This is a genomic window from Burkholderia sp. 9779_493, from assembly GCF_015712215.1.
GTDB lineage: Bacteria > Pseudomonadota > Gammaproteobacteria > Burkholderiales > Burkholderiaceae > Burkholderia > Burkholderia cenocepacia.
Genome location: NZ_JACCQA010000030.1, coordinates 42,777 through 62,893 on the forward strand (window position 1 = coordinate 42,777; position 20,117 = coordinate 62,893).

At 68.9% G+C, this 20,117-nt stretch carries 20 protein-coding genes; 10 read left to right on the forward strand and 10 right to left on the reverse strand.

Annotated features, from left to right (window positions below; translation table 11 throughout):
• Positions 1–13: 13 nt before the first annotated feature.
• Both ctlX and H0X95_RS26350 read right to left on the reverse strand, forming a co-directional pair.
• On the reverse strand, positions 14–1,018 hold the full coding sequence (gene ctlX, locus H0X95_RS26345; RefSeq protein WP_058902742.1) for a citrulline utilization hydrolase CtlX: 1,005 nt from the start codon (positions 1,016–1,018) through the stop codon (positions 14–16).
• Between the two features lie 58 nt (positions 1,019–1,076).
• On the reverse strand, positions 1,077–2,156 hold the full coding sequence (locus H0X95_RS26350) for an ornithine cyclodeaminase (RefSeq protein WP_196446278.1): 1,080 nt from the start codon (positions 2,154–2,156) through the stop codon (positions 1,077–1,079).
• 294 nt (positions 2,157–2,450) lie between these two features.
• Between H0X95_RS26350 and H0X95_RS26355 the strand changes: the two genes are divergently transcribed.
• A complete protein-coding gene (locus H0X95_RS26355; RefSeq protein ID WP_006479718.1) occupies positions 2,451–2,882 on the forward strand; it encodes an Lrp/AsnC family transcriptional regulator in 432 nt (143 codons plus the stop codon).
• 35 nt (positions 2,883–2,917) lie between these two features.
• On the opposite strand, the gene H0X95_RS26360 is transcribed toward H0X95_RS26355, so the two are convergent.
• The 4 genes from H0X95_RS26360 to H0X95_RS26375 are packed head-to-tail and all read right to left on the reverse strand — an operon-like array spanning position 2,918 to position 6,502.
• Complete coding sequence (locus tag H0X95_RS26360; RefSeq protein WP_006491072.1) at positions 2,918–3,511, reverse strand: peroxidase-related enzyme; 594 nt, start codon at positions 3,509–3,511, stop codon at positions 2,918–2,920.
• On the reverse strand, positions 3,508–4,035 hold the full coding sequence (locus H0X95_RS26365) for a CMD domain-containing protein (RefSeq protein WP_034202758.1): 528 nt from the start codon (positions 4,033–4,035) through the stop codon (positions 3,508–3,510). Before H0X95_RS26365 ends, H0X95_RS26360 begins: the two co-directional genes overlap by 4 nt.
• Entirely contained in the window at positions 4,032–5,492 is a 1,461-nt protein-coding gene (locus H0X95_RS26370; protein ID WP_059722413.1) for an NAD(P)-binding domain-containing protein, read from the reverse strand. Before H0X95_RS26370 ends, H0X95_RS26365 begins: the two co-directional genes overlap by 4 nt.
• Complete coding sequence (locus H0X95_RS26375; RefSeq protein WP_034202756.1) at positions 5,489–6,502, reverse strand: LysR family transcriptional regulator; 1,014 nt, start codon at positions 6,500–6,502, stop codon at positions 5,489–5,491. Before H0X95_RS26375 ends, H0X95_RS26370 begins: the two co-directional genes overlap by 4 nt.
• Positions 6,503–6,857: 355 nt before the next feature.
• On the opposite strand from H0X95_RS26375, the gene H0X95_RS26380 reads away from it, so the two are divergent.
• The 5 genes from H0X95_RS26380 to H0X95_RS26400 all read left to right on the forward strand — a co-directional run bounded on the left by H0X95_RS26380 (position 6,858) and on the right by H0X95_RS26400 (position 12,068).
• Positions 6,858–8,051: an ABC transporter substrate-binding protein gene (locus H0X95_RS26380; protein ID WP_048988388.1), complete on the forward strand. Its 1,194-nt coding sequence runs from the start codon at positions 6,858–6,860 to the stop codon at positions 8,049–8,051.
• Positions 8,052–8,090: 39 nt separating this feature from the next.
• Entirely contained in the window at positions 8,091–9,902 is a 1,812-nt protein-coding gene (locus tag H0X95_RS26385; protein ID WP_058902746.1) for an ABC transporter permease, read from the forward strand.
• Positions 9,903–9,913: 11 nt separating this feature from the next.
• Positions 9,914–10,771, forward strand: coding sequence for an ABC transporter ATP-binding protein (locus H0X95_RS26390; RefSeq protein ID WP_196446279.1), 858 nt, complete (start codon positions 9,914–9,916; stop codon positions 10,769–10,771).
• Entirely contained in the window at positions 10,768–11,532 is a 765-nt protein-coding gene (locus tag H0X95_RS26395) for an ABC transporter ATP-binding protein (RefSeq protein WP_048988385.1), read from the forward strand. Before H0X95_RS26390 ends, H0X95_RS26395 begins: the two co-directional genes overlap by 4 nt.
• A gap of 86 nt (positions 11,533–11,618) precedes the next feature.
• Positions 11,619–12,068 (forward strand): hypothetical protein, encoded by a 450-nt coding sequence (locus tag H0X95_RS26400; protein ID WP_048988384.1) that lies wholly within the window; start codon positions 11,619–11,621, stop codon positions 12,066–12,068.
• A gap of 56 nt (positions 12,069–12,124) precedes the next feature.
• Here H0X95_RS26400 and H0X95_RS26405 read toward each other — a convergent pair whose 3' ends face one another.
• Together H0X95_RS26405 and H0X95_RS26410 are read right to left on the reverse strand one after the other, a co-directional pair.
• The gene (locus H0X95_RS26405; protein WP_006486115.1) at positions 12,125–13,549 is read right to left on the reverse strand and encodes a sensor histidine kinase; all 1,425 of its coding nucleotides are present in this window, start codon (positions 13,547–13,549) and stop codon (positions 12,125–12,127) included.
• Positions 13,536–14,201: a response regulator transcription factor gene (locus H0X95_RS26410; protein WP_006486117.1), complete on the reverse strand. Its 666-nt coding sequence runs from the start codon at positions 14,199–14,201 to the stop codon at positions 13,536–13,538. The genes H0X95_RS26405 and H0X95_RS26410 overlap by 14 nt, the downstream gene beginning before the upstream one ends.
• Positions 14,202–14,441: 240 nt before the next feature.
• On the opposite strand from H0X95_RS26410, the gene H0X95_RS26415 reads away from it, so the two are divergent.
• The 4 genes from H0X95_RS26415 (at position 14,442) to H0X95_RS26430 (ending at position 17,586) form a co-directional block, all read left to right on the forward strand.
• Positions 14,442–15,467 (forward strand): ABC transporter substrate-binding protein, encoded by a 1,026-nt coding sequence (locus tag H0X95_RS26415; protein ID WP_059722415.1) that lies wholly within the window; start codon positions 14,442–14,444, stop codon positions 15,465–15,467.
• 129 nt (positions 15,468–15,596) lie between these two features.
• The gene (locus H0X95_RS26420) at positions 15,597–16,907 is read left to right on the forward strand and encodes an MFS transporter (protein ID WP_059722417.1); all 1,311 of its coding nucleotides are present in this window, start codon (positions 15,597–15,599) and stop codon (positions 16,905–16,907) included.
• A 107-nt stretch (positions 16,908–17,014) separates the two neighbouring features.
• Positions 17,015–17,290 (forward strand): YlcI/YnfO family protein, encoded by a 276-nt coding sequence (locus H0X95_RS26425; RefSeq protein ID WP_006482105.1) that lies wholly within the window; start codon positions 17,015–17,017, stop codon positions 17,288–17,290.
• Positions 17,287–17,586 (forward strand): type II toxin-antitoxin system RelE/ParE family toxin, encoded by a 300-nt coding sequence (locus H0X95_RS26430; protein ID WP_080403561.1) that lies wholly within the window; start codon positions 17,287–17,289, stop codon positions 17,584–17,586. Before H0X95_RS26425 ends, H0X95_RS26430 begins: the two co-directional genes overlap by 4 nt.
• Positions 17,587–17,622: 36 nt before the next feature.
• Here H0X95_RS26430 and H0X95_RS26435 read toward each other — a convergent pair whose 3' ends face one another.
• Together H0X95_RS26435 and H0X95_RS26440 are read right to left on the reverse strand one after the other, a co-directional pair.
• Positions 17,623–19,422, reverse strand: coding sequence for a sensor histidine kinase (locus H0X95_RS26435; RefSeq protein WP_059722420.1), 1,800 nt, complete (start codon positions 19,420–19,422; stop codon positions 17,623–17,625).
• Positions 19,419–20,066, reverse strand: a complete 648-nt coding sequence (locus tag H0X95_RS26440; RefSeq protein ID WP_006495658.1) for a response regulator — start codon at positions 20,064–20,066, stop codon at positions 19,419–19,421. Before H0X95_RS26440 ends, H0X95_RS26435 begins: the two co-directional genes overlap by 4 nt.
• Positions 20,067–20,117: the final 51 nt, after the last annotated feature.

The window sequence follows — 20,117 nt, forward strand, 5'->3', positions numbered from 1 at the left end:
GAACCCGCTACAGTCAGGCGTGCGACACCGCTTCGCGCTCCCGTCCCATCGATTCGATTGCCGCGCCGTCGCGTGCCGCCATCGAGCGCCGCGCGAGATGTATCCCCGCGAGCATGCAGCGCACCGACCCGCCGGCCAGCTCGATCGTCGGCACGTCGAGCGGCAGCAACCGCGCGGAGCGTTCGATCACCGCGCGCTGGTCGTGCGTGAGACAGTCGAACGCACGCCGCGACAGCGCGAGCACGCGCCCATCCTTTCCCGACAATTCCAGCGTATTCCCCGCGAAATTCGCGATTTGCGATGCATCGAGCGCAATCACCGCGCGCCCCGTTTCGCTCAGGCGTTGCGCGATCTCGCCACGGCGGCGGCTGTCGGCAATCAGGTCGAGGCCGACCATCGCGAACTCGGTCGCGACGCTCATCATCACGTTCGTGTGATAGATCGGCTTGCCGTTCGCGTCGGCCGTGTCGAAGCAGATCGGCTCGAAGTTGAAGTGCGTGCAGAAGCGTTCGAGCGCGACCGGATCGGCACGGCGCGAGCGCGCGGTGTACGCGATCCGCGCGACGTGGTCGAGCGCCATCGCACCGGTGCCTTCGAGGAACACGTCGTCGTATTCGAGGCCCGAGTAGTCGATCACGTCCTGCACGCGGTACTCGGCCTTCAGCATCTCGATCACGTCCGCCCGCCGCTCGCGGCGACGGTTCGGGCTGTGCATCGGATACAGCGCGACATGGCCGCCCGGATGCGTCGAGAACCAGTTGTTCGGGAACACGGAGTCGGGTGTGTCGCGCTCGCCGTGGTCGTCGAACACGTGCACGCGCACGCCCGCATCGGCGAGCGTGCGCGCGGCGGCCGTGACTTCGTCGCGCGCGGCGGCCGATATCGACGAGGTGTCGCACGCACCGCCTGCGGCCGTGCACTGGAACGCGTTGTCGGCCGCGGTCTGCGGGTTCGGCAGGAAGCGGTGCGGCCGGATCATCACGACGGCGGATGGCGCCTGGATCGATACGAGATTCATGAAGGGCGGGAGCGGAGGGAGGAAAACGGGCGGCGCAGGGGCCGCCCCCAGCTGACGGTCAGCGCGCGAACGCGGCGACGGCTTCGGTCACGAACGCCGCGTGGCCGTGCGCGATCGCGGCCGGGTCGTCGATCAGCGCGAACAGGTTCTTGGGATCGACGGCCGGCGGAATCAGCGCGATCTCGACGCCCGCGTTGTGCTGCTGCGCGAGCGCGTACAGGTAGCGCAGCGCCGAGTAATCCTCGAGCGCGAAGCCGACCGAGTCGAACACCGTGACTTCGTCCGCGCGCTCGCGGCCAGCCGTTTCGCGCTGCAGCACGCGCCACAGCTCGGTCACGGGGAAGTCGGCTGGCATCTGCTGGATCTCGCCCTCGATGCGCGACTGCGGCTCGAATTCGACGAACACGCGGCCCGCGTGCAGCACGCCCGCCTCGAGTTCGGTCTTGCCCGGGCAATCGCCGCCGACGGCGTTCAGATGCATGCCGGGCTCGATCATGTCGGCCGTGACGATCGTCGCGTATGCCTTGTCGGCGGTGACGGTCGTCACGATGTCGGCGCCGCGCACGGCGTCGGCGGTCGAGGCCGCGCGCACGACCCGCAATTTCGGGTACGCGGCGAGATTTCGCACGAGCTTGTCGGTTGCGCGCGGATCGACGTCGAACACGCGGATTTCGTCGATGCCGAGCAGCGTGTGGAACGCGATCGCCTGGAATTCGCTTTGCGCGCCGTTGCCGATCAGCGCCATCGTGCGCGAATCGGGCCGGGCGAGCGCCTGCGCGGCGAGGACCGACGTCGCGGCCGTGCGCAGCACGGTGGTGAGCGTGAGTTCGGCGAGCAGCAGCGGGTAGCCGGTATCGACTTCGGCGAGCGCGCCGAACGCCATCACCGTGTGCATCCCGCGCGCCGCATTGACGGGATGGCCGTTCACATACTTGAACGCGAACAGCGACGCGTTCGCGACGGGCATCAGCTCGATCACGCCGTCGCGCGAGTGGCACGCGACGCGCGGCGACTTGTCGAAATCGGCCCAGTGCAGGTAGTCGGCGCGCAGCGTGTCGACGAGTTCGCGCAGGAACGTCGTGACGCCGGTCCTGGCGATCAGGCGGGCGGTGGCGGGAACGTCGAGGAAGCGAGTCATCGGTCTGTCTCCATATTCGGTGCCGGTACGGGTGTCCGGGCGTTCTGGTCGACCGGGCGGGGTGTCGGCGCGAATCCGGGCTTGCTGAAAAAGCAGCGGCGCGGCGGGTCGGCCGGTCGATGGAGTCATTATTTCCGTGAGTCGAGCCAACAAAAAGACGGCAAAAGTGGCAGATTTCTCGATAGACTTGGCAAATTGCCAGCCATTTCCGGCACTTTGAACAGTTCACGCTGGCCGGAACGGGCGGCCTCCGGCACGCTGGCGGCCGGTTCACGCTCAACAGGAAAGCCGTTCATGATCACGCTCGACGACGTCGACCGTCAGCTCATCGCGCTGCTGCGCGACAACGCGCGACTGCCCGTCGTCGCGTTGGCGAAAGAATTGCGCGTGGCGCGCGCGACCGTGCAGAACCGCCTCACGCGGCTCGAGAAAAACGGCGTGATCGTCGGCTATACGGTACGGCTCAAGCCGGCCGCCGAACGGCACCGGATTCGCGCGCTGATGTCGATCGCGGTGCAGGGCAATCGCGGCGCGGAGGTGGTGAAGGTGCTGCGCGGGCATCCGAACGTCGCGTCGATCCACAGCACGAACGGGCGCTGGGATCTCGTCGCCGAGCTGCATGCCGATTCGCTCGAACACTTCGATCGCGTGCTCGGCGCGATCCGGCTGATCGACGGAATCGCCAATACCGAGACGAGCATCTTGTTGTCGACGCACAAGGCGTGACGCGGGCGGGGCCCGCGCCACCTCTTTCGCTGCGGTCAGGCCGTGGCTGCCGGTGCCGGGAACACCGGCTCGCCGAGCGTCAGCATCAACCGGTTCGCCCACGCGAAGATCGCGATGGCGTGCGACAGGTCGAGAATCTCCTCGTGCGTCAACCCTTCGACTTCGAGCGCCGCAATGTCATCTTCGCCGATCGCGTCGGGCCGTTCGGTCAACGCGATCGCATAGCGGACGATCGCGCGTTCGCGCGCCGTCGTGCCGGCCGTCGCCGGATCCTCGAACACCTGTTCGATCGCATCGGTGCGTTTCGCGAGCTGCGCGAAGCGCTGCGCATGCACCGACGCGCAGTACACGCAGCCGTTCACGCGCGATACGGCCGTGCTCGCCAGTTCGCGCTCCGCGCGCGACAGCCCGCCGGGGCCGTACATGATCGCGTTGAATACGCCCGAGCGTTGCCGCAGGATGTCGGGAAGGTGGACGAGCAGCAGGTAATAGTCGGACGTCTTCGCTTGCGGGTGGCTCGCTTCCAGCACCGCGAGCTGATCGGGTGTCGCCGTGTCGAGCGATACCGTGTCGAGCCACGCACGCCAGCCGAGCGTGTCGGACGTGAAGCCGTGGGCTGCCGTCGTCATGCGGCCTCCGCGGCACGTGCCTGAAGCGCCCGCGCGGCCGCGGCGACGCGCAACTGATACGCGACGAACGCGACGAGCTGCGACAGCGCGACGATCGCGGATGTCGTGAGCCCGGCCGATTTCAGCGCGTCGAGATCGGATGCGCGCGCGTCGGCCGGGGCGTGCGTCAGGCGCTTCGCGTGCAACAGGATCGCGCCGAGGCGGCGCGGCAGTGCGTCGAGCGCGTCGGCATCCGCCCGTTCGATGTCGTCGAGCGTGCCGCCCGCGTCGAGCAATCGGGCGCGATAGATGTCGGCCAGCGCGTGCGCATTCGACTGCCGTGCGACATACCGCGCCGCATGCAGCCGCTCGATCAGCGAAAGATCGGGTAACGCGGGATCGAACAGCGCGGCTTCGCTCAGTTGTGTCGGCAGCAGCACCTTGTCGCGGGCGCGGCGCAGCGCGGCGACGGCGTCGCCTTCCCGCAGGCCGGCTGCCGCGTCGATCGTATCCGGCCCGGCGGCCGGCGTGATGGAGTCAGTCATCGTTTCGGTGTTCCTTCGTCGTCAAAGTGATCGAGGGCGTTGGCGTCGCGCCATTCGTCGCCCTGCAACTCCGCGTTCGCGTAGGCGACGAGCGCGTCGTAGTGGCGGTCGCGATCGGCATCGAACAATCGGCTCGCAATTCCGCGTGCCAGCCGCTCCGCGCCCGCGCTGATGGCCGGGATGTCGCCGGACAGCTTGCCGTGGCTCAGGCTCGCCGCATGGTTGAAGCAATGAATCCGCGTGACGGCCGGGCACGCGCCGCGCTCGTGCTCCTGGAACGCGAACGCGGGGCCGAGATCGGGCGACTCGGCGAGCTCGTCGAGCCGCAGCGCCGGGTCCGGCTGGTAGCGATCCTTCCAGCGCCGCACGTGCGCGCCGAACGACGCGAATTCGTCGCGCGTCGTCCAGTCCGAATGAAAACCCGTCGCGAAGATCAGGAAATCGACCGTGTAGCGGCCGCGCGGCGTCGTTACTTCCAGCCCGTCCGCATGGTCGGCGAGCGTCTCGATCGGGCTGCCCGCATGAAAGTGCGCATGGTCGTGGCGCGAGACGCGCAGCACGCTGTCGCGCGGCGGCGGCGTTTGCGACGTCAGCGCGTAGTGCATGAAGCGCCACTTCGTTGCGTCGTCGAGATCGGCGTAGCCGTGCACGAGGCCCGGGCTGCCGATGCCGGTCAGCTTGTTGATGCGCGGAATGTCCGCGCGACGGAAGAACAGGTCGATGCGCGCGGCGCCCGCTTCCAGCGCGGTGCCCGCGTTGTCGAACGCGGACGCGCCCGCGCCGACCACGCCGACGCGCTTGCCCGCGAGCGCGGCGAAGTCGATCGGCTCGGACGAATGGGCCCAGCGCGTGCGCGGCGCACGTTGCGCGACGGGCGGCACATACGGGCCGCCGAGCCCGTCGCGGCCGGTCGCGAGCACGACGTGCCGCGCGAGCAGCGTCTGTGCTTCGCCGTTGCCGCGCACGTCGAGCGCGAGCAGCCCGTCGTCGCGCGGGCGCAGCGCGACGAGCGTCGTGTCGTTGCGTACCTGCAGGTCGAGCACGCGCCGATACCAGCGCAGGTAGTCCATCCATTGCGGGCGCGGGATCTTGTAGAGCGCGTCCCACGCGTCGCGGCCGTATTGCGCTTCGAACCAGGCGCGGAACGTCAGCGCGGGCAGGCCGAGCGCGGGGCCCGCGAGCTGCTTGGGCGAACGCAGCGTCTCCATCCGCGCGAACGTGACCCACGGGCCTTCGTAGCCGGCCGGCGCGCGGTCGATCACGCACTGGTTGTCGATGCCGAGCAGGCGCAGCTCGGCGGAAGCCGCGAGCCCGGCCATTCCGCCGCCGACGATCGCGACGTCGAGCACGCGCACGCCGTCCGCTTCGCGCGACGGCACCCACGACGGCGCGGGCAGGTCGAGCCAGCGCAGGTCCTGCGCGAGCCGCGCTTCGAGTGCGTCGAGCTGGCTCGTCATGCGGCCTCCGGGCGCGCGCGGCGCGCACGTGTCGTTCGAACGGGGCGCGACCCCCGCTCGGTGCGCAACCGGTCGCCGCGCAGCAGCGCATCGTGCGCGGCGGCGTCGTGAAAGATCACGTCGTCGAGCAGCGCGCGCGTCGTGCGATGCAGCGCGTCGAGCAGCGCCTCGACGGCCGCCGTGCGCGTCTTGCCGGCCGGCGTCGCGACGCCGAACGCGAACGGGATGTCGACGTCGAGCGGGCGTGCGACGACGCCGTCCACCGGCAGCGCGACGCCCGTGGCCGGATCGACGATGCCGATCCCGATGCCCGCGCGCGCGGCCATCACCGCATTCAGCGACGCATTGGTTTCGATGAACACGCGTGCATCGACGCGCGCGGCCGCGAATGCCGCGTCGATCCGCTGACGCAGCCGATGCCGGTTCGCGACCGTCACGATACGGCGCCGCGCGAGGTCGCGCAGTGCGATGCGCGGTTTCGCCGCGAGCGGATCGTCGGCCGGCAGCACGGCGACGCACGGCGTTTGCGCGATCCAGTGCACGTCGAGCCCGGCATGCGCCATCGGCAGCGTGACGACGCCGACATCGGCCGTGCCGGCCAGCACCTCGTGCACGACGTGCTCGGCCGATTCGCTGCGCAACTGATAGTGCGGCGCATGCGCGTCGTCGGGCAGCGCGGCGAGCGCGGCCGGCACGAGCGTGGCCGCGAGCGACGGCGTGGCCGCGATGCGCACGGGTTCGGCGGTTTCGTCGCCGAGCGCGCGCGCCCGCGCCTCGATCGCACGCAGGCCGACCAGCGAGCGTTCGACTTCCTCGTACAGCAGGAACGCGCGGCGCGTCGGCGTGACGCGCGGACCATGCCGGTCGAACAGCGCGTAGCCGAGATCGGCCTCGAGTTCCTGGATCTGCCGCGTGACGGCCGGCTGCGAGCGGCCGAGCAGTTCGCCCGCGCCGGTCACGCTGCCGGCCGACATGACCGCGGAAAAAGCTTCGAGTTGATGCAGCTCCATGACGCGTTCCGATGATGCAATTTGCGCATTGTAGGAGCGCGAGCATGCGTGATTCATATAATGATTTTTGCTATCGACAGCGGGAAAACTGCGAAGGGCGCGATCGTCGCGGCGGCCGGTGGTGCGCGTATGCGCGCCGGTTGCGCGAGGTCGCGAGAACGAAACGCCAATCGAATCAATGCGATGCGATGCAGGCCCGTACTTCGCCTGATGCGCGACGGACAGACGACCGTTCGCGAGCGTCGCTTGCTTCGCGCCGCATGCGATATCGATATGCGCAAAACTTCGTTGGATCGTCCTGAACCGGATGGTTACATGCCCTCACTCTTTTCGACTGACTGAAGCTGGGGGACGCATGAACGTTTCGGGGAACGACGCGCGCGGCGCATGGCGACGCGTGCTGGGCACGGTGGCGGCACTCGCTGCCGCATGGGGGCTGTCGACGGGCGGCGCCCTCGCGGCCGGCGTGTCGGGCGAGCCGGTGGTGATCGGCGTGAGCGGCCCGCTCACGGGCCAGGACGCGCAGTACGGCGAGCAGTGGAAGCGCGGTTTCGATCTCGCGCTCGACGAGATCAACGGCAGCGGCGGCATTCATGGCCGCCCGCTCGCGATCGACTTCCAGGACAGCCGCAGCGACCCGCGCCAGGCGGTGGCGATCGCGCAGAAGTTCGTCGCCGATCCGCGCATCGCGATCGAACTCGGCGATTTCTCGAGCGCGACGTCGATGGCCGCGTCGCCGATCTACCAGCGCGGGCAACTGATCCAGTTCGGCTTCACGAATTCGCATCCGGATTTCACGAAGGGCGGCGATTATCTTTGGAGCACCGCGCTGAGCCAGGCCGAGGAGCAGCCGCTGCTCGCGCGCTATGCGGTGAAGGAACTCGGCTTCAAGCGGATCGCGGTGCTGTACCTGAACACCGACTGGGGCCGCACCAGCAAGGACATCTTCGCGAAGGCGGTGGCGGGGCTCGGCGCGCAGGTCGTCGCGGCCGAAGGCTACCAGCCGGCGGAGAAGGATTTCCGCTCGACGCTCGTGCGCATCGGTGAATCGAAGCCCGATTCGATCGTGTTGATCTCCTATTACGCCGACGGCGCGCAGATCGTGCGTCAGGCGCGCACGTCGGGCGTGGCACTGCCGATCGCGGCGGTGGGCTCCGTGTATTCGCCGAAGTTCCTCGAACTGGGCGGCACGGCCGTCGAAGGCGTCTACACCGAATCGAACTTCTTCCCGGCCGAACCGCGCCCCGAGGTGCAGGCGTTCGTGCAGCGCTATCGCGCGAAATTCCACGCGGATCCCGATTCGTTCGTGGCGCGCGCGTACGACGCGCTGATCCTGTCGGCGGAAGTGCTGCGCCGCTACGGCACGACGCGCCAGGCCGCGCACGACGGCTTCGCGAAGATCAGCGACGTGCCGAGCGTGATCTTCGGCAAGGTGCGCTTCGATCCGCAGACGCGCCGCGTGGCGGGCGCGCGCACCGTGTATCTGGTGGTGAAGCAGGGGCAGTGGGCGCTGTGGGACGGCGCGAAGCCGCAGCTCGCGGCGCGCTGAACCCAACCTGAACCGCCTGCACCTGACGGACGCATCGTAATGGCTTCCTGGCTCGACTACACGCTCAACGGCCTCATCGTCGGCAACATCTACGCGCTGCTCGCGGTCGGGCTCGCGCTGATCTTCGGCGTGTCGCACCTGATCAACTTCGCGCACGGCTCGGTGTACATGGTCGGCGCATTCATCGGCTGGCTGTGCCTGACGCGCTTCGGGCTGCCGCTACCCGTCGCGCTCGCGGCGGTCGTGGTCGGCTGCGGCGCGCTCGGCATCGCGATCGAACGGATCGGGCTGCGGCCGCTGCGCCATGCCGCGCGCATCGCGCCGCTGCTCGCGACGATCGGCATCAGCTTCATCCTCGACCAGCTCGCGCAACTCGCGTTCGGCGCGGACCCGCGCGCGGTGCCGACGCCGCTGCCCGACTGGCACGTGCGGATCGCCGGCGCGACGCTCGGCTCGCTCGACCTGCTGATCGCGGGTATCGGCATCGCGGCGGCCGCGCTGCTGTACGGTTTCCTGCGCTTCACGCGGCTCGGCTGGGCCGTGCGCGCGACCGCGCAGGATCGCGACGCGGCGCTGCAGATGGGCGTCGACGTCGATCGCGTGAACCAGACCGTGTTCGCGATCGCGTGCGCGCTCGGCGGCGTGAGCGGGCTGCTGGTCGGCATGTACTACAACAGCATCGATCCGGCGATGGGTTTCCAGGCGACGCTGAAAGGCGTCGTCGCGCTGCTGATCGGCGGGCTCGGCAACGTGCCGGGCGCGATCGCCGGCAGCCTGCTGCTCGGTCTCGTCGAAAGCTACGGCGTCGCGCTGTTCGGCACCAGCTATCGCGACCTGTTCGCGTTCGGGCTGCTGATCGTGTTCCTCGTGTGGCGGCCGAACGGCTTGTTCAGCGCGAATCGCGCGCTGCCGCCCGAGCCGATGACGGGCACCTTCCTCGCCGCCGCGAAAGCCGTGCGCGTGCCGCGCCCGGTGCTCGTCGTGCTGATCGCGGCGGCGGCCGTGCTGCCGTGGCTCGGCGCATCGCCGTACGTGTTGCAGACGCTGACCAACGCGTGGCTGTACGGGCTGCTCGCGCTGAGCCTCACGCTCGTCGCGGGCACGGTCGGGCAGATCTCGCTCGGCCACGCCGCGCTGCTCGTGATCGGCGCGTATGCGTCGGCGCTGCTGTCGTCGGATCTCGGCTGGTCGCCGGCCGTGACGATTCCGTGCGCGGGCGTGATCACCGCCGTGCTCGGCACGCTGCTCGTCTATCCGGCGTTCCGGCTGCGCGGGCACTACGTGTCGATCGCGACGCTCGGCATCGGCGAAGTGGTGAGCCTCGTGATCCTGAACTGGGACGGCCTGACGCGCGGCCCGCTCGGCATCACCGGCATCGCGCCGCTGCCGTGGGCGACCACCGCGCGCGCCGCGTACTGGTTCACGTTCGCGGTGCTCGTCGTGTTCGCGCTCGTGCAGGTGCGGCTGCTGCGTTCGCATCTCGGCCGCACGCTGCGCGCGGTGCGCGAGGACGATGTGGCTGCGCGTGCGCACGGCATCGCGCCGAACCGCTACAAGGCGATCGCGTTCGCGGTCGGCGGCGTCGCGGCGGGCGTGAGCGGCGGCATTGCCGCGCATCTGTACAGCTACATCAATCACCAGACCTTCGATTCGCAGGTGTCGATCCTCGCGCTGACGATGGTGATCCTCGGCGGGCTCGGCAACGTGCTCGGCGGCATCGTCGGCGCGATCGCGCTGATCGGGCTGCCCGAGCTGTTCCGCTGGGCGGCCGACTACCGGATGCTGATCTACGGCCTCGTGCTGCTGCTGCTCGTCCGGTTCCGGCCGCAGGGCCTGCTCGGCACGGTGTGAGGAGGAATGCGATGATCACCACTCGACCCCTGCTCGACGTGCAGGGCCTGACGCGCCGCTTCGACGGCGTGACCGCGCTCGACGGCGCGAGCCTGACGCTGGCCGACGGCGAACTGCTGAGCGTGATCGGCCCGAACGGCGCGGGCAAGTCGACGCTGTTCAACCTGATCGCGGGCGCCGACCGGCCCGACGCCGGCCGCGTGACGTTCGACGGACGCGACATCACCGGCGCCGCACCGGAACGGCTCGCGGCGCTCGGCATCGCGCGCACGTTCCAGCACGGTCGCGTGTTCGGCAACCTGAGCGTGCTCGACAACGTGCTGATCGGCGCGCATGCGCGGCTGCGCGCGGCACGGCCGGGCTGGCCGGCGCTCGGCGCGGCCGCCGAAGTGCTGCGCGCGCTCGTGCGGCCCGCGTCGGTGCGGCGCGAGGAAGCCGAACTGCGCGAAGAAGCGCGCGCGATCGTCGCCGGCTTCGGCGAACGGCTCACGCCGCGCATCGATCATCCGGCGCACAGCCTGTCGTATGCGAACCGGCGGCGCGTGGAGATCGGCCGCGCGCTCGCGCTGCATCCGCGCCTGCTGCTGCTCGACGAGCCGACGGCCGGGATGAACGAGACGGAGACGGCCGAGATGCTGCAACTGATCCAGTCGCTGAAGGCGCGCGGCCTGACGATCCTGCTGATCGAGCACAAGCTCGAACTCGTGATGCGCGTGTCCGACCGCGTGATGGTGCTCGACAACGGCGTGAAGATCGCCGAGGGCGCGCCGCGCGACGTGCGGCACGATCCGCGCGTGATCGAGGCCTATCTCGGCCGCCGTCATGCGGGCGGCACGTCGGCCGATCGGACCGTGCAGGCGGCCGCATGAGCGTACTTTCCCCGGAACCCCATACGACCATGACCGATGCGCTGCTGAAACTCGAACATCTCGACACGTTCTACGGACCGGTGCAGGTGCACTTCGACGTGAACTTCGAGGTCGGCCGCGGGCAGATCGTCAGCCTGCTCGGCGGCAACGCGAGCGGCAAGTCGACGACGATGAAGCTGATTCTCGGGCTGATGCGGCCGAAGCGCGGCGTCGTGCGTTTCGACGGCGACGACGTGACGGCGCTCGCGACGCCGCAGCGCGTGCGGCGCGGGATCGCGGCCGTGCCGGAGGCGCGGCGGCTGTTCGCCGACATGAGCGTGCGCGAGAACCTGCTGATGGGTGCATACACGCGCGGCGATCGCGCGGCGGTGGCCGACGACTACGAGCGTGTGCTCGACCTGTTTCCGCGGGTGCGCGAACGGCTTGCGCAGCGCGCGGGCACGCTGTCGGGCGGCGAGCAGCAGATGCTCGCGATGGCGCGCGCACTGATGGCGCGGCCGAAGCTGATCTGCATGGACGAGCCGACGATGGGACTGTCGCCGCTCTACGTCGACAAGGTGCTGGAGCTGATCGACGCGATCAACCAGCAGGGCGTGACGGTGTTCATGGTCGAGCAGAACGCGAGCCTCGCGCTGGAGATCGCGCACTACGGGTACGTGCTGCAGACGGGGCGCGTCGTGCTGGAAGGGCCCGCGAAAACGCTGCTCGACGACGAGCGCGTGCGCGATGCGTATCTCGGTGGGGAGGCGGTGGCGGTGTAGGTGGACGAGCAGGTGCTGCCAAGCGTCGTCAAATGTGGGGTAGATTGGCGTTCTGTCGCGATCGACACCACGGAGAGCACCGCGCCATGTTGACCTGTTCCATCCAGAAAGTCGGCTACGATTTCAATCAGCTCGATCAGCAGGGCGCGACCGACTACGCGTCGTTCGTTCACGCATTCGATGCGTTCCCTTGGGCGGCCCAGCACGTCGAATGGAACGAGACGCAGGACGGCCCGCTGCCGGCGCTCGTGCTGCAGCAGGCCGACGATCAGCGCGAGCTGTGGGTGACTGCGTTGACGGATGCGCATTCGGACGGCTTCCAGCTGAATGTGGTGTCCATGCGGATGAAGAAGGGGCTCTTCGGGATCGGCAAGGGAAAGCTGGAGCAGCACGTCGAGACGATCGACGTGAGAAGGCGCGTCGACGTCGATGCGTTGTGCCGGTTGTTCTGCGACCGTCAGTACGACGCGCTGGATCAACGGGTTGCGCGACACGCGCAGCGCAACACCGACGACGATCGGGACAGCGACGACTGAACGCGTGTCGCCCGGCGGCGTTCGATCGAGCGTACCTGCGCCGGATCCGCGGTTGTCTAAGCGTCGCGTGCGGCGTGCGTCGTCGTCGCCCGCGGAAACGTCAGCACCACCGCGAACCCGCCCGCATCGGGAAACGCGAACCCGACGCGCCCGCCGTGCGCCTTCATCACTTCCTGCACGATCGCGAGCCCGAGCCCGGACCCCGTGCGCCGCTCGCTGCCGTCCGGCGCGATCCGCACGAACGGCTGCAATGCCGCGTCCCAGTGCTCGCGCGGTATCCCGCGCCCGTTGTCGGTGACGGTCAGCGTCACGGCTTGATCCGCGTTGCCCTGGGTCGCGACCGACACGACGATGTCGTCCGCATGGCCATGCAGCAGCGCGTTGTGCAGCACGTTCGACAATGCTTCCTGCAGGCTGATCGCATCGCCGTCGATCCACGCATGCGGCGCGTCGCTCGCGAACGCGACGGCCACGTCGCGCTCGCCGGCGAGCGGAATCGTGCGGCCCAGCACCTCCTTCGCGAGCGCGACGAGGTCGACCGGTTGCAGCGGCACGGCCTCGGTGCGATGAATCACCATCGCGTGATTGAGCAACTGCCCGGTGAGCCGGCCGACGTCCGACGAGGTCGCGCGCAGCGCATCGAGCCGCGCCGCGTGACGCGCGGGGTCGGATTCGCCGTCGAGCAGCTCGATCTGCGCGTCGAGCCGCGCGAGCGGCGTGCGCATCTGGTGCGCGGCGTCGGCGATGAAGCGCTGCATCGCGTTGATCCGCTCGGCGAGGCGGTGCATCAGGCCATTGATCGACCCGATGATCGCGTCGATTTCGCTCGGCGTATCGACGGCCACGGGCCGCAGGTCGGCCGGGTCGCGCGCGGCGATGATCGCGCCGATCTGCGCGAGCGGGCGCAGGCCGCGCCGGATCGCGAGGCCGCTCGCACCGACCGCGAGCACGCTCATCAGCAGGATCAGCGTCCACACCTTGAGGCTCATGTCGTTCGTCAGCTGCTGGCGCGCGTTGGTTGTCTGCGCAACCGTCACGAGCGCCCAGCCGGGCGTGCTTTCCTCGGGCATGTAGCGTGCGGTCGTCGCGGTGCGGATCCGGTGCCCCTGGTAGACGGCGTTCGCGAACGCGGGGCCCTGCTTCGCGGCGGCGAGCGTCGCGGGGCTCGCGAGGTCGTTGTAGCCGGCCACGACGACGCCGCGCGAATCGACCACCTTGTAATAGACGAGGTCGTAGCGCGACAGTGTCGACAGCGCGGCCACCGGCGGATTCAGCGCGAGCACGCCGCCTTGCACGTACAGGTTTTCCGCGACCTGGATCGACGCGCCCGCCAGCAACTGGTCGTACGCGCGTTCGGCCGCGACGCCCGCGTAGTAGCGCGCGATCGCCGCGAGCGCGAGCGCGCCGGTCGCGACGACGAGCGCGATGAACAGCAGCGTGCGTCCGAACAGCGTCTTCGGAAACCAGTCAATGCGCGGCAATCTGATACCCCATCCCGCGGGCGGTGCGGATCTCGACCGAGCTGCCCTGCAGCTTCCTGCGCACGCGCGTCACGTATTGCTCGACCGCGTTCGCGGTCGGCTCGTTGCCGAAGCTGAACAACTGGTTCAGCAGTTCTTCCTTCGAGAAGATGCGCTGCGGGCGGCTCGCGAGGATTTCGAGCAGCGCGAATTCCTGGCGCGACAGCGACAGCGGCTGGCCGTCGAGTTCCGCGAGGCGGCTGCTGCGGTCGATCACGAGGCCGCCGAGCGTCAGCACGTCGTTCGCGTGGCCGCTGTTGCGACGCAGGAGCGCCTGCACGCGTGCGTCGAGCTCGCGGTAGTCGAACGGCTTCACGAGGTAGTCGTCGGCGCCGAGGCCCAGGCCGCTCACACGGTCGTCGATCGCCGAGCGCGCGGTGACGAGCAGCACGGGCGTCGTGCTGCCCGACGCGCGCAGGTTGCGCAGGACCGTGAAGCCGTCCATGCCGGGCAGATTCGCATCGAGCACGACGAGATCGAAACGCTCGACGCGCAGCAGCCCGTTCGCGGTCGCGCCGTCGGTTTCGAGATCGACGGCGTGGCCGAGCCGGGCCAGGCGGCCGCGGATCGCCGCGCCGATTTCGGCATCGTCCTCCACGACGAGAATACGCATGGTGCCGTTTGCAGGTAGAGGGGTTAGGGGTTTTCCCGAGGCCGGGATGTCAGCATTTTCTCAGACTCGGTCGATAACCTGTGTCGAGCCGGAAGCAGGATGCAAGGACGGCATTAATACCAGAAATATTCAAGGAGACGGCAAGATGCAGCATGTCACGGGCACGACGAACGCGCGCCGCGGCGCTACGCCGGCCCGCGCGTGGCGGCTGGCCGTTCGCCGCACGTCGACGGTGCGTGCATGACGACGTCGCCGCGTCGCCGCGCGTTGATCGCCGCCGGGCTCGGCGTGCTGGGCGTGCTCGGGGCGCCGGCGCTGGTGCGCGCGAAGCCGCGCACGGTGCGGATCTCGAAAGGCTATGGCGTGCTGTACCTGCCGCTGCTCGTGATGGAGAAGCAGCGGCTGTTCGAGCGGCATGCGGCGCGCCACGGCGTGCGCGACGTCGCGGTCGAATGGGTGCTGCTCGACGGCGGCAATTCCGTCAACGACGCGATGATGGCCGGCACGCTCGATTTCGCGGGCGCCGGCGCGCCGGGTTTCATCGAGCTATGGGCGCGGGCGCGCGGCATTCCGAACGTCGAGGTGATCGGCATCAGCGGGCTGTCGACCACGTCGCTGTCGCTCAACGCGAACCGGCCGGGCCTCGTGTCGCTGCGCGACTTCGCGCCGTCCGACCGGATCGCGGTGCCGGGCATCCGCACGTCGCTGTCGGCGGTCGTGCTGCAGATGGTCGCGAGCCGGCAGCTCGGCCCCAGGCATTTCGCGCAGCTCGATTCGATCACCGTGAACCTGCCGCATCCGCAGGCGATGCAGGCGCTGATCCGCCGCGAGAACGGCGTGACCGCGCACTTTACGTCGCCGCCGTTCTCGACGCTCGAATTGCGGCAGCCGGGCATCCATCGCGTGGTGAGCTCGGTCGACGTGCTCGGCCCGATGACGCTCGACGTCGTGTTCGCGCCGAAGCGGCTCGTCGATGCGGAGCCCGCGCTCACCGTCGCGTTCCTCGGCGCGCTCGACGAAGCGAATCACCTGATCGCGCAGGACCCGCGTGCGGCGGCGGCGCTGTATGCGACGTCGTCGGGCGTCGGCGTGTCGCACGACGACGTGATGCGGATGCTCGCCGCGCCCGACACGCGCTTCTCGGTGCTGCCGAACCAGCTGATGGACTACGTCGAATTCCTGTACCTGGCCGGCACGATCAAGGCGAAGCCGCGCGCGTGGCACGAGATGTTCGCGCCGATGCTCGACGACTACCGGTCGGGTTGAGCCACGCCTGCGGCCAACCGAATCCATTCATCGAACCCGCTGACGCCGGCGCATTCGTCACGCGCGGCGCCGATTCAACCGATTCACCGATTCAACCGATATGCAACCGATTCACGCAAGGAGCCTGAAGTGAACGCTACCGACACCCTGGACCCCGCGTCCGCCGAAGAGCAGCGCATCATGTCGAAGATGGCGCGGCGCCTGCTGCCCATCCTCGTCGTGATGTTCCTGATCGCGTTCATCGACCGGCAGAACGTCGGTTTCGCGAAACTGCAGATGGTGCACAGCCTCGGGATGACGGAAGCCGCGTTCGGGCTCGCGTCGTCGCTGTTCTTCATCGGCTACCTGCTGTTCGAGGTGCCGAGCACGCTCGCATTGCATCGTTACGGCGCACGCGTGTGGCTCGCGCGGATCATGCTGACGTGGGGGCTCATCACGGTGCTGATGGGCTTCACGACGTCGATGCCGGCGTTCTGCTCGCTGCGCTTCGTGCTCGGCATCGCCGAGGCCGGTTTCTATCCGGGCGTGATCTATTACCTGACGCTGTGGTTCCCGCAGAGCTACCGCGCGAAGGTGCTCGGCATCTTCACGCTCGGCAGCGCGCTCGCGAACATGCTCGGCTCGCTCGTCGGCGGCCTGCTGCTGAGCCTGAACGGCGTGTGGGGGCTCGCGGGCTGGCAGTGGGTGTTCGTCGCGACGGGCATTCCGGCCGTGGTCGTCGCGATCGTCGTGTTCCGCGTGCTGCCCGCATCGTTTCGCGAAGCGCGGTTCCTCGACGAGCGCGAGAAGCAGATCGTCGCGGCCGCGCTGGAGCGCGAGAAGCCGGCGCAGGCCGAGCACGGCCGGCCGTGGAAGGCGCTGCTCGATCCGCGCGTGATGCTGTTCGCGGCGACCTACATGCTGATGTCGACGTCGCTGTACGGCGTCACGTACTGGCTGCCGACGATCGTGAAATCGTTCGGCGTGTCGAGCACGACGAACGGGTTCCTGAGCATGCTGCCGTGGGCGCTCGCGGTGGTGCTGCTGGTGTGGCTGCCGTCGAAGCTGCGCCGTGCGAAGAGCATCCTGCGCACGATCGCGATCGTCGCGGCGCTCGGTGCGCTCGGTTTTCTGCTGAGCCTCGTGCTGCCGTCGACGCCGCTGCGCTTCATCGCGCTCGTGCTCGGCGGCGCGTGCATCCCGCTGCTGTATCCGTGCTTCTGGTCGATGCCGCCGCGCTATTTCACCGGCGCGCGGGCGGCCGCGAGCGTCGCGGCGATCAACTCGATCGGCAACCTCGGCGGCTTCTTCAGCCAGAACCTGATGCCGTTCGCGGGCAAGGTGACGGGCACCGCGTTCGGGCCGATGATCGTGCCGATCGTGTGCCTCGCGCTGCTCGGCGTCGGCGCGCTGGTCGCGTGGACGCGCTCGGAGCGGGGGATGGTGGCGGCGCGGGCGTGATGGGGCGCGGCTTGGCCCGGGATACGTGGGTTAGGCCGAATGGCTGACTGTACGCGAAAAAGTGAGTGTGCTACCATGCATTACATATGTAATACATGGAGTGTGCGATGAAAACCGCGACCATGCCGGCGCTGCGTGTCGATCCGCAATTGCGGGAGGAGGCAGAGTCGGTCCTTGAGGAAAACGAGACGTTGTCTGCGTTCATGGAGTCGGCGCTGCGCGACGGGATCGCGCGTCGCCGTCTGCAACGCGAGTTTGTAACCCGTGGCCTCGCATCGCGCGACGAGGCGCGTCGTACCGGTGAATACGTCGATGCCGCCGACGTGCAGGCCGAACTCGAGGGTATGCTGAAGGCTGCGCGTGCAGCGAAGGCGGCTGATTGATCTATCGGGTCCGATATACACGTGCGGCCCGTGAGGATCTGGTACGGATGTATCGATACTTGCTCGAACGTGATGTGGATGCGGCGGCGCGGGCTGTGGACGCGATCGAACAAGGTGTCGCCATGCTCCGCATGTTTCCGTTCACATGCCGCAAGGTCGATCACGGAAATCCATTTTTGCGCGAGCTGATCGTGTCCTTCGGCACGTCGGGCTATGTCCTGCTGTTCGAGATTGAAGCAGCCGAGCAAGTTACGATTTTAGCCGTACGACACCAACGGGAAGATGATTACCTCTGATACGTGACGATGCGGTGGTTGTCGTTGCCGCGTTGGTCAGCGATTGATTCGCGAATCCCCGTCCACACCATGCGCGACCGCCACAGGCGCCGGCACCCGCGGAATCTCGACCTCCACCGTCGTGCCTTCGCCGAGCGTCGTCGCGATCCGCAGCGTGCCGCCGACCAGATACGCACGCTCGCGCAACCCCACCAGCCCGAATGAATTCGATTTGCGCGGCACCGCGGGATCGAAGCCCGCGCCGTCGTCGCGTATCGTCAGCGCGATCGCTTCGCCGCCGCACACGAGTTCGACGTTCGCATGCGACGCGGCCGCGTGCCGGGCGACATTCGCGAGCGCTTCCTGCGCGATGCGGAACACGGCCGTCGCATACGGCTCGTCGAGCTGCAATTCGGGCGGCTCGACGTGCAGCGCACACGCGATCCCGTGACGGTGCCGGAAATCCTCCACGAGCCATTGCATCGCCGCCGCGAAGCCGAGATCGTCGAGCATCAGCGGGCGCAGGTCCGACGCGATGCGGCGGGTCGCGGCCACCGCGCCGCGCGCGAGCGCATGCATCGCCGCGATCTTGCGCGCGAGCGACGCGTCGTCCTGCGGCACGCGGTCGATCAGCCATTCGAGATCGTTCTTCAGCGTCGCGAGCGTCTGCGCCAGTTCGTCGTGCAGTTCGCGCGCGATGCGGCGCTGCTCGGCTTCGCGCGCGCTGGCGCTGATCGCGGCGATCTCGCGCAACTCCTCGCGCGACGCCTGCAGCGCCCGCTCCGCGCGCACGCGTTCCTCGACTTCGCGTCGCAAGTCGCGGTTCGACGCGCTCAGTTGCGCGGTGCGCGCGGCGACGCGCTGTTCGAGCCGTTCGTTCGCCTCGTTCAACTGCGCGCTTTTCTGCGCGACGAGCAGATGCTGGTAGCGCGCGCCGGCCAGCGCGCGCACCGTCTGCGCATGCAGCCGGCCGTTCTCGAACAGCATCGCGAACAGCACGACGCCCGACGCGACGAGACCGTACGCACGCCCCGCATAGAAGCCGAGATCGAAGCGGCCGTGATTCAGCATCGACGACAGCGCGATGTCGAACAGCCACGCGACGAGCACCGTCATCACCCACAGATCGAGCACCGAATGGCGGCGCCGCTGCCGCCACATCAGCACCAGCGCGACGAGGTTCAGCCCCCAGACGACCGTGATCGCGTTCGTCATCGTCGCGGTCATCCGGTTGCCGCTCATGATGCGCGGCAGCAGGTCGTGGCCGGCGGTCGCGAGCAGCGCGAGCGCGACCGTCGCGCCGATCGCGGCCGCGATGCAGAGAACGACCGGAATCGCCGCGCGGCGCTGCGGGGCCGGAGCCGGGCGCCCGCGCGACGCTGCGCGCAGCAGCGCGTACGCGGCGACCGACAGCGGAAAGCCGCCGTGCCAGAACAGGTACAGCCACGCGGTGGTCTGTTCGCCGGCGCCGAGGAGGCCGCGCGGCGCGAACAGGCCGGGGAAGGTCAGCATGTGCGTGCCGGCCATGAACGCCGTGAACAGGTAGCCGCCCGCCAGCACGAGCAGCGGCTTCTCGCGCAGGATCGCGTACTGGCCGAGCAGCAGGCCGGCCGTCACCATGTCGTTGACGACGATCGCCGACTGGTACACGGGAATGAACGCCCAGCCCGGCGCGAGCGGCAGGGTGGCGAATGGTGCGAGCGCGGCGAAGATCACGGCCGAGACGAGCACCGTCGCGAGCGCGAGCCGCCGCTCGCGCCGGCCCGGCGGCAGCGACGACATGAACAGGCGCGACGTATCCGGATCGTCGTCGTTCGGCGGCGGCGGTGCGGACGGGACGCGGAAGGCGGCCATCATGCGTCGTCGGCGCCGAGGTCGAGATCGTGGCGCACCGCGTAGCGGATCAGGGCGGCTTCGTGCGGCAGCGCCATCTTGTCGAGGATGCGCGTCTTGTACGTGCTGACCGTCTTCGCGCTCAGCGCGAGTTCAAACGCGATCTGCGTGACCGTCTGGCCGGCGACGATGCGGCGCATCACGTCGAGTTCGCGCGCGGACAGTCGCTCGTGCGGCAATACCTGAGCCGGCGCGCGCAGCGTGCGAGCGAGGCTTTCGGCCGCGGACGGGCTCACGTAGATGCCGCCCGCGGCCACCTTGCCGACGGCTTCGACGAGCTCGGCGGTCGCGCTGTCCTTCGTCAGGTAGCCGGTGGCGCCGGCCTTGAATGCGCGCGCCGCATACTGCGTTTCCGCGTGCATCGTCAGCACGAGCGTGCGCAGCGACGGCGCCTGGCGCTTGACCAGCCGGATCAGCTCGATGCCGGTCGGCGCGGGCATCGACAGGTCGAGCAGCAGCACGTCGGCGACGGTGCGCTCGGCCAGCGCGAGCGTGCCCGAGCCGTCGCTCGCCTCGCCGACGATCTCGAAACCGCCGGCCATCTCCAGGATGTGACGCAGTCCGTCCCGCATGACTGCGTGATCGTCAGCCAGAATTACCCTGATCATCTTCCAGCGATCCTCTTCGGGATGACGCCGCGTGTTGCCGTCCGGTTGTCG

What these genes read in the sequence shown, in the direction of transcription:
- ctlX (WP_058902742.1), bottom strand. Translation starts at nt 1,018, where the DNA reads ATGAATCTCGTATCGATCCAGGCGCCATCCGCCGTCGTGATGATCCGG.
- H0X95_RS26350 (WP_196446278.1), bottom strand. Translation starts at nt 2,156, where the DNA reads ATGACTCGCTTCCTCGACGTTCCCGCCACCGCCCGCCTGATCGCCAGG.
- H0X95_RS26355 (WP_006479718.1), top strand. Translation starts at nt 2,451, where the DNA reads ATGATCACGCTCGACGACGTCGACCGTCAGCTCATCGCGCTGCTGCGC.
- H0X95_RS26360 (WP_006491072.1), bottom strand. Translation starts at nt 3,511, where the DNA reads ATGACGACGGCAGCCCACGGCTTCACGTCCGACACGCTCGGCTGGCGT.
- H0X95_RS26365 (WP_034202758.1), bottom strand. Translation starts at nt 4,035, where the DNA reads ATGACTGACTCCATCACGCCGGCCGCCGGGCCGGATACGATCGACGCG.
- H0X95_RS26370 (WP_059722413.1), bottom strand. Translation starts at nt 5,492, where the DNA reads ATGACGAGCCAGCTCGACGCACTCGAAGCGCGGCTCGCGCAGGACCTG.
- H0X95_RS26375 (WP_034202756.1), bottom strand. Translation starts at nt 6,502, where the DNA reads ATGGAGCTGCATCAACTCGAAGCTTTTTCCGCGGTCATGTCGGCCGGC.
- H0X95_RS26380 (WP_048988388.1), top strand. Translation starts at nt 6,858, where the DNA reads ATGAACGTTTCGGGGAACGACGCGCGCGGCGCATGGCGACGCGTGCTG.
- H0X95_RS26385 (WP_058902746.1), top strand. Translation starts at nt 8,091, where the DNA reads ATGGCTTCCTGGCTCGACTACACGCTCAACGGCCTCATCGTCGGCAAC.
- H0X95_RS26390 (WP_196446279.1), top strand. Translation starts at nt 9,914, where the DNA reads ATGATCACCACTCGACCCCTGCTCGACGTGCAGGGCCTGACGCGCCGC.
- H0X95_RS26395 (WP_048988385.1), top strand. Translation starts at nt 10,768, where the DNA reads ATGAGCGTACTTTCCCCGGAACCCCATACGACCATGACCGATGCGCTG.
- H0X95_RS26400 (WP_048988384.1), top strand. Translation starts at nt 11,619, where the DNA reads ATGTTGACCTGTTCCATCCAGAAAGTCGGCTACGATTTCAATCAGCTC.
- H0X95_RS26410 (WP_006486117.1), bottom strand. Translation starts at nt 14,201, where the DNA reads ATGCGTATTCTCGTCGTGGAGGACGATGCCGAAATCGGCGCGGCGATC.
- H0X95_RS26415 (WP_059722415.1), top strand. Translation starts at nt 14,442, where the DNA reads ATGACGACGTCGCCGCGTCGCCGCGCGTTGATCGCCGCCGGGCTCGGC.
- H0X95_RS26425 (WP_006482105.1), top strand. Translation starts at nt 17,015, where the DNA reads ATGAAAACCGCGACCATGCCGGCGCTGCGTGTCGATCCGCAATTGCGG.
- H0X95_RS26435 (WP_059722420.1), bottom strand. Translation starts at nt 19,422, where the DNA reads ATGATGGCCGCCTTCCGCGTCCCGTCCGCACCGCCGCCGCCGAACGAC.
- H0X95_RS26440 (WP_006495658.1), bottom strand. Translation starts at nt 20,066, where the DNA reads ATGATCAGGGTAATTCTGGCTGACGATCACGCAGTCATGCGGGACGGA.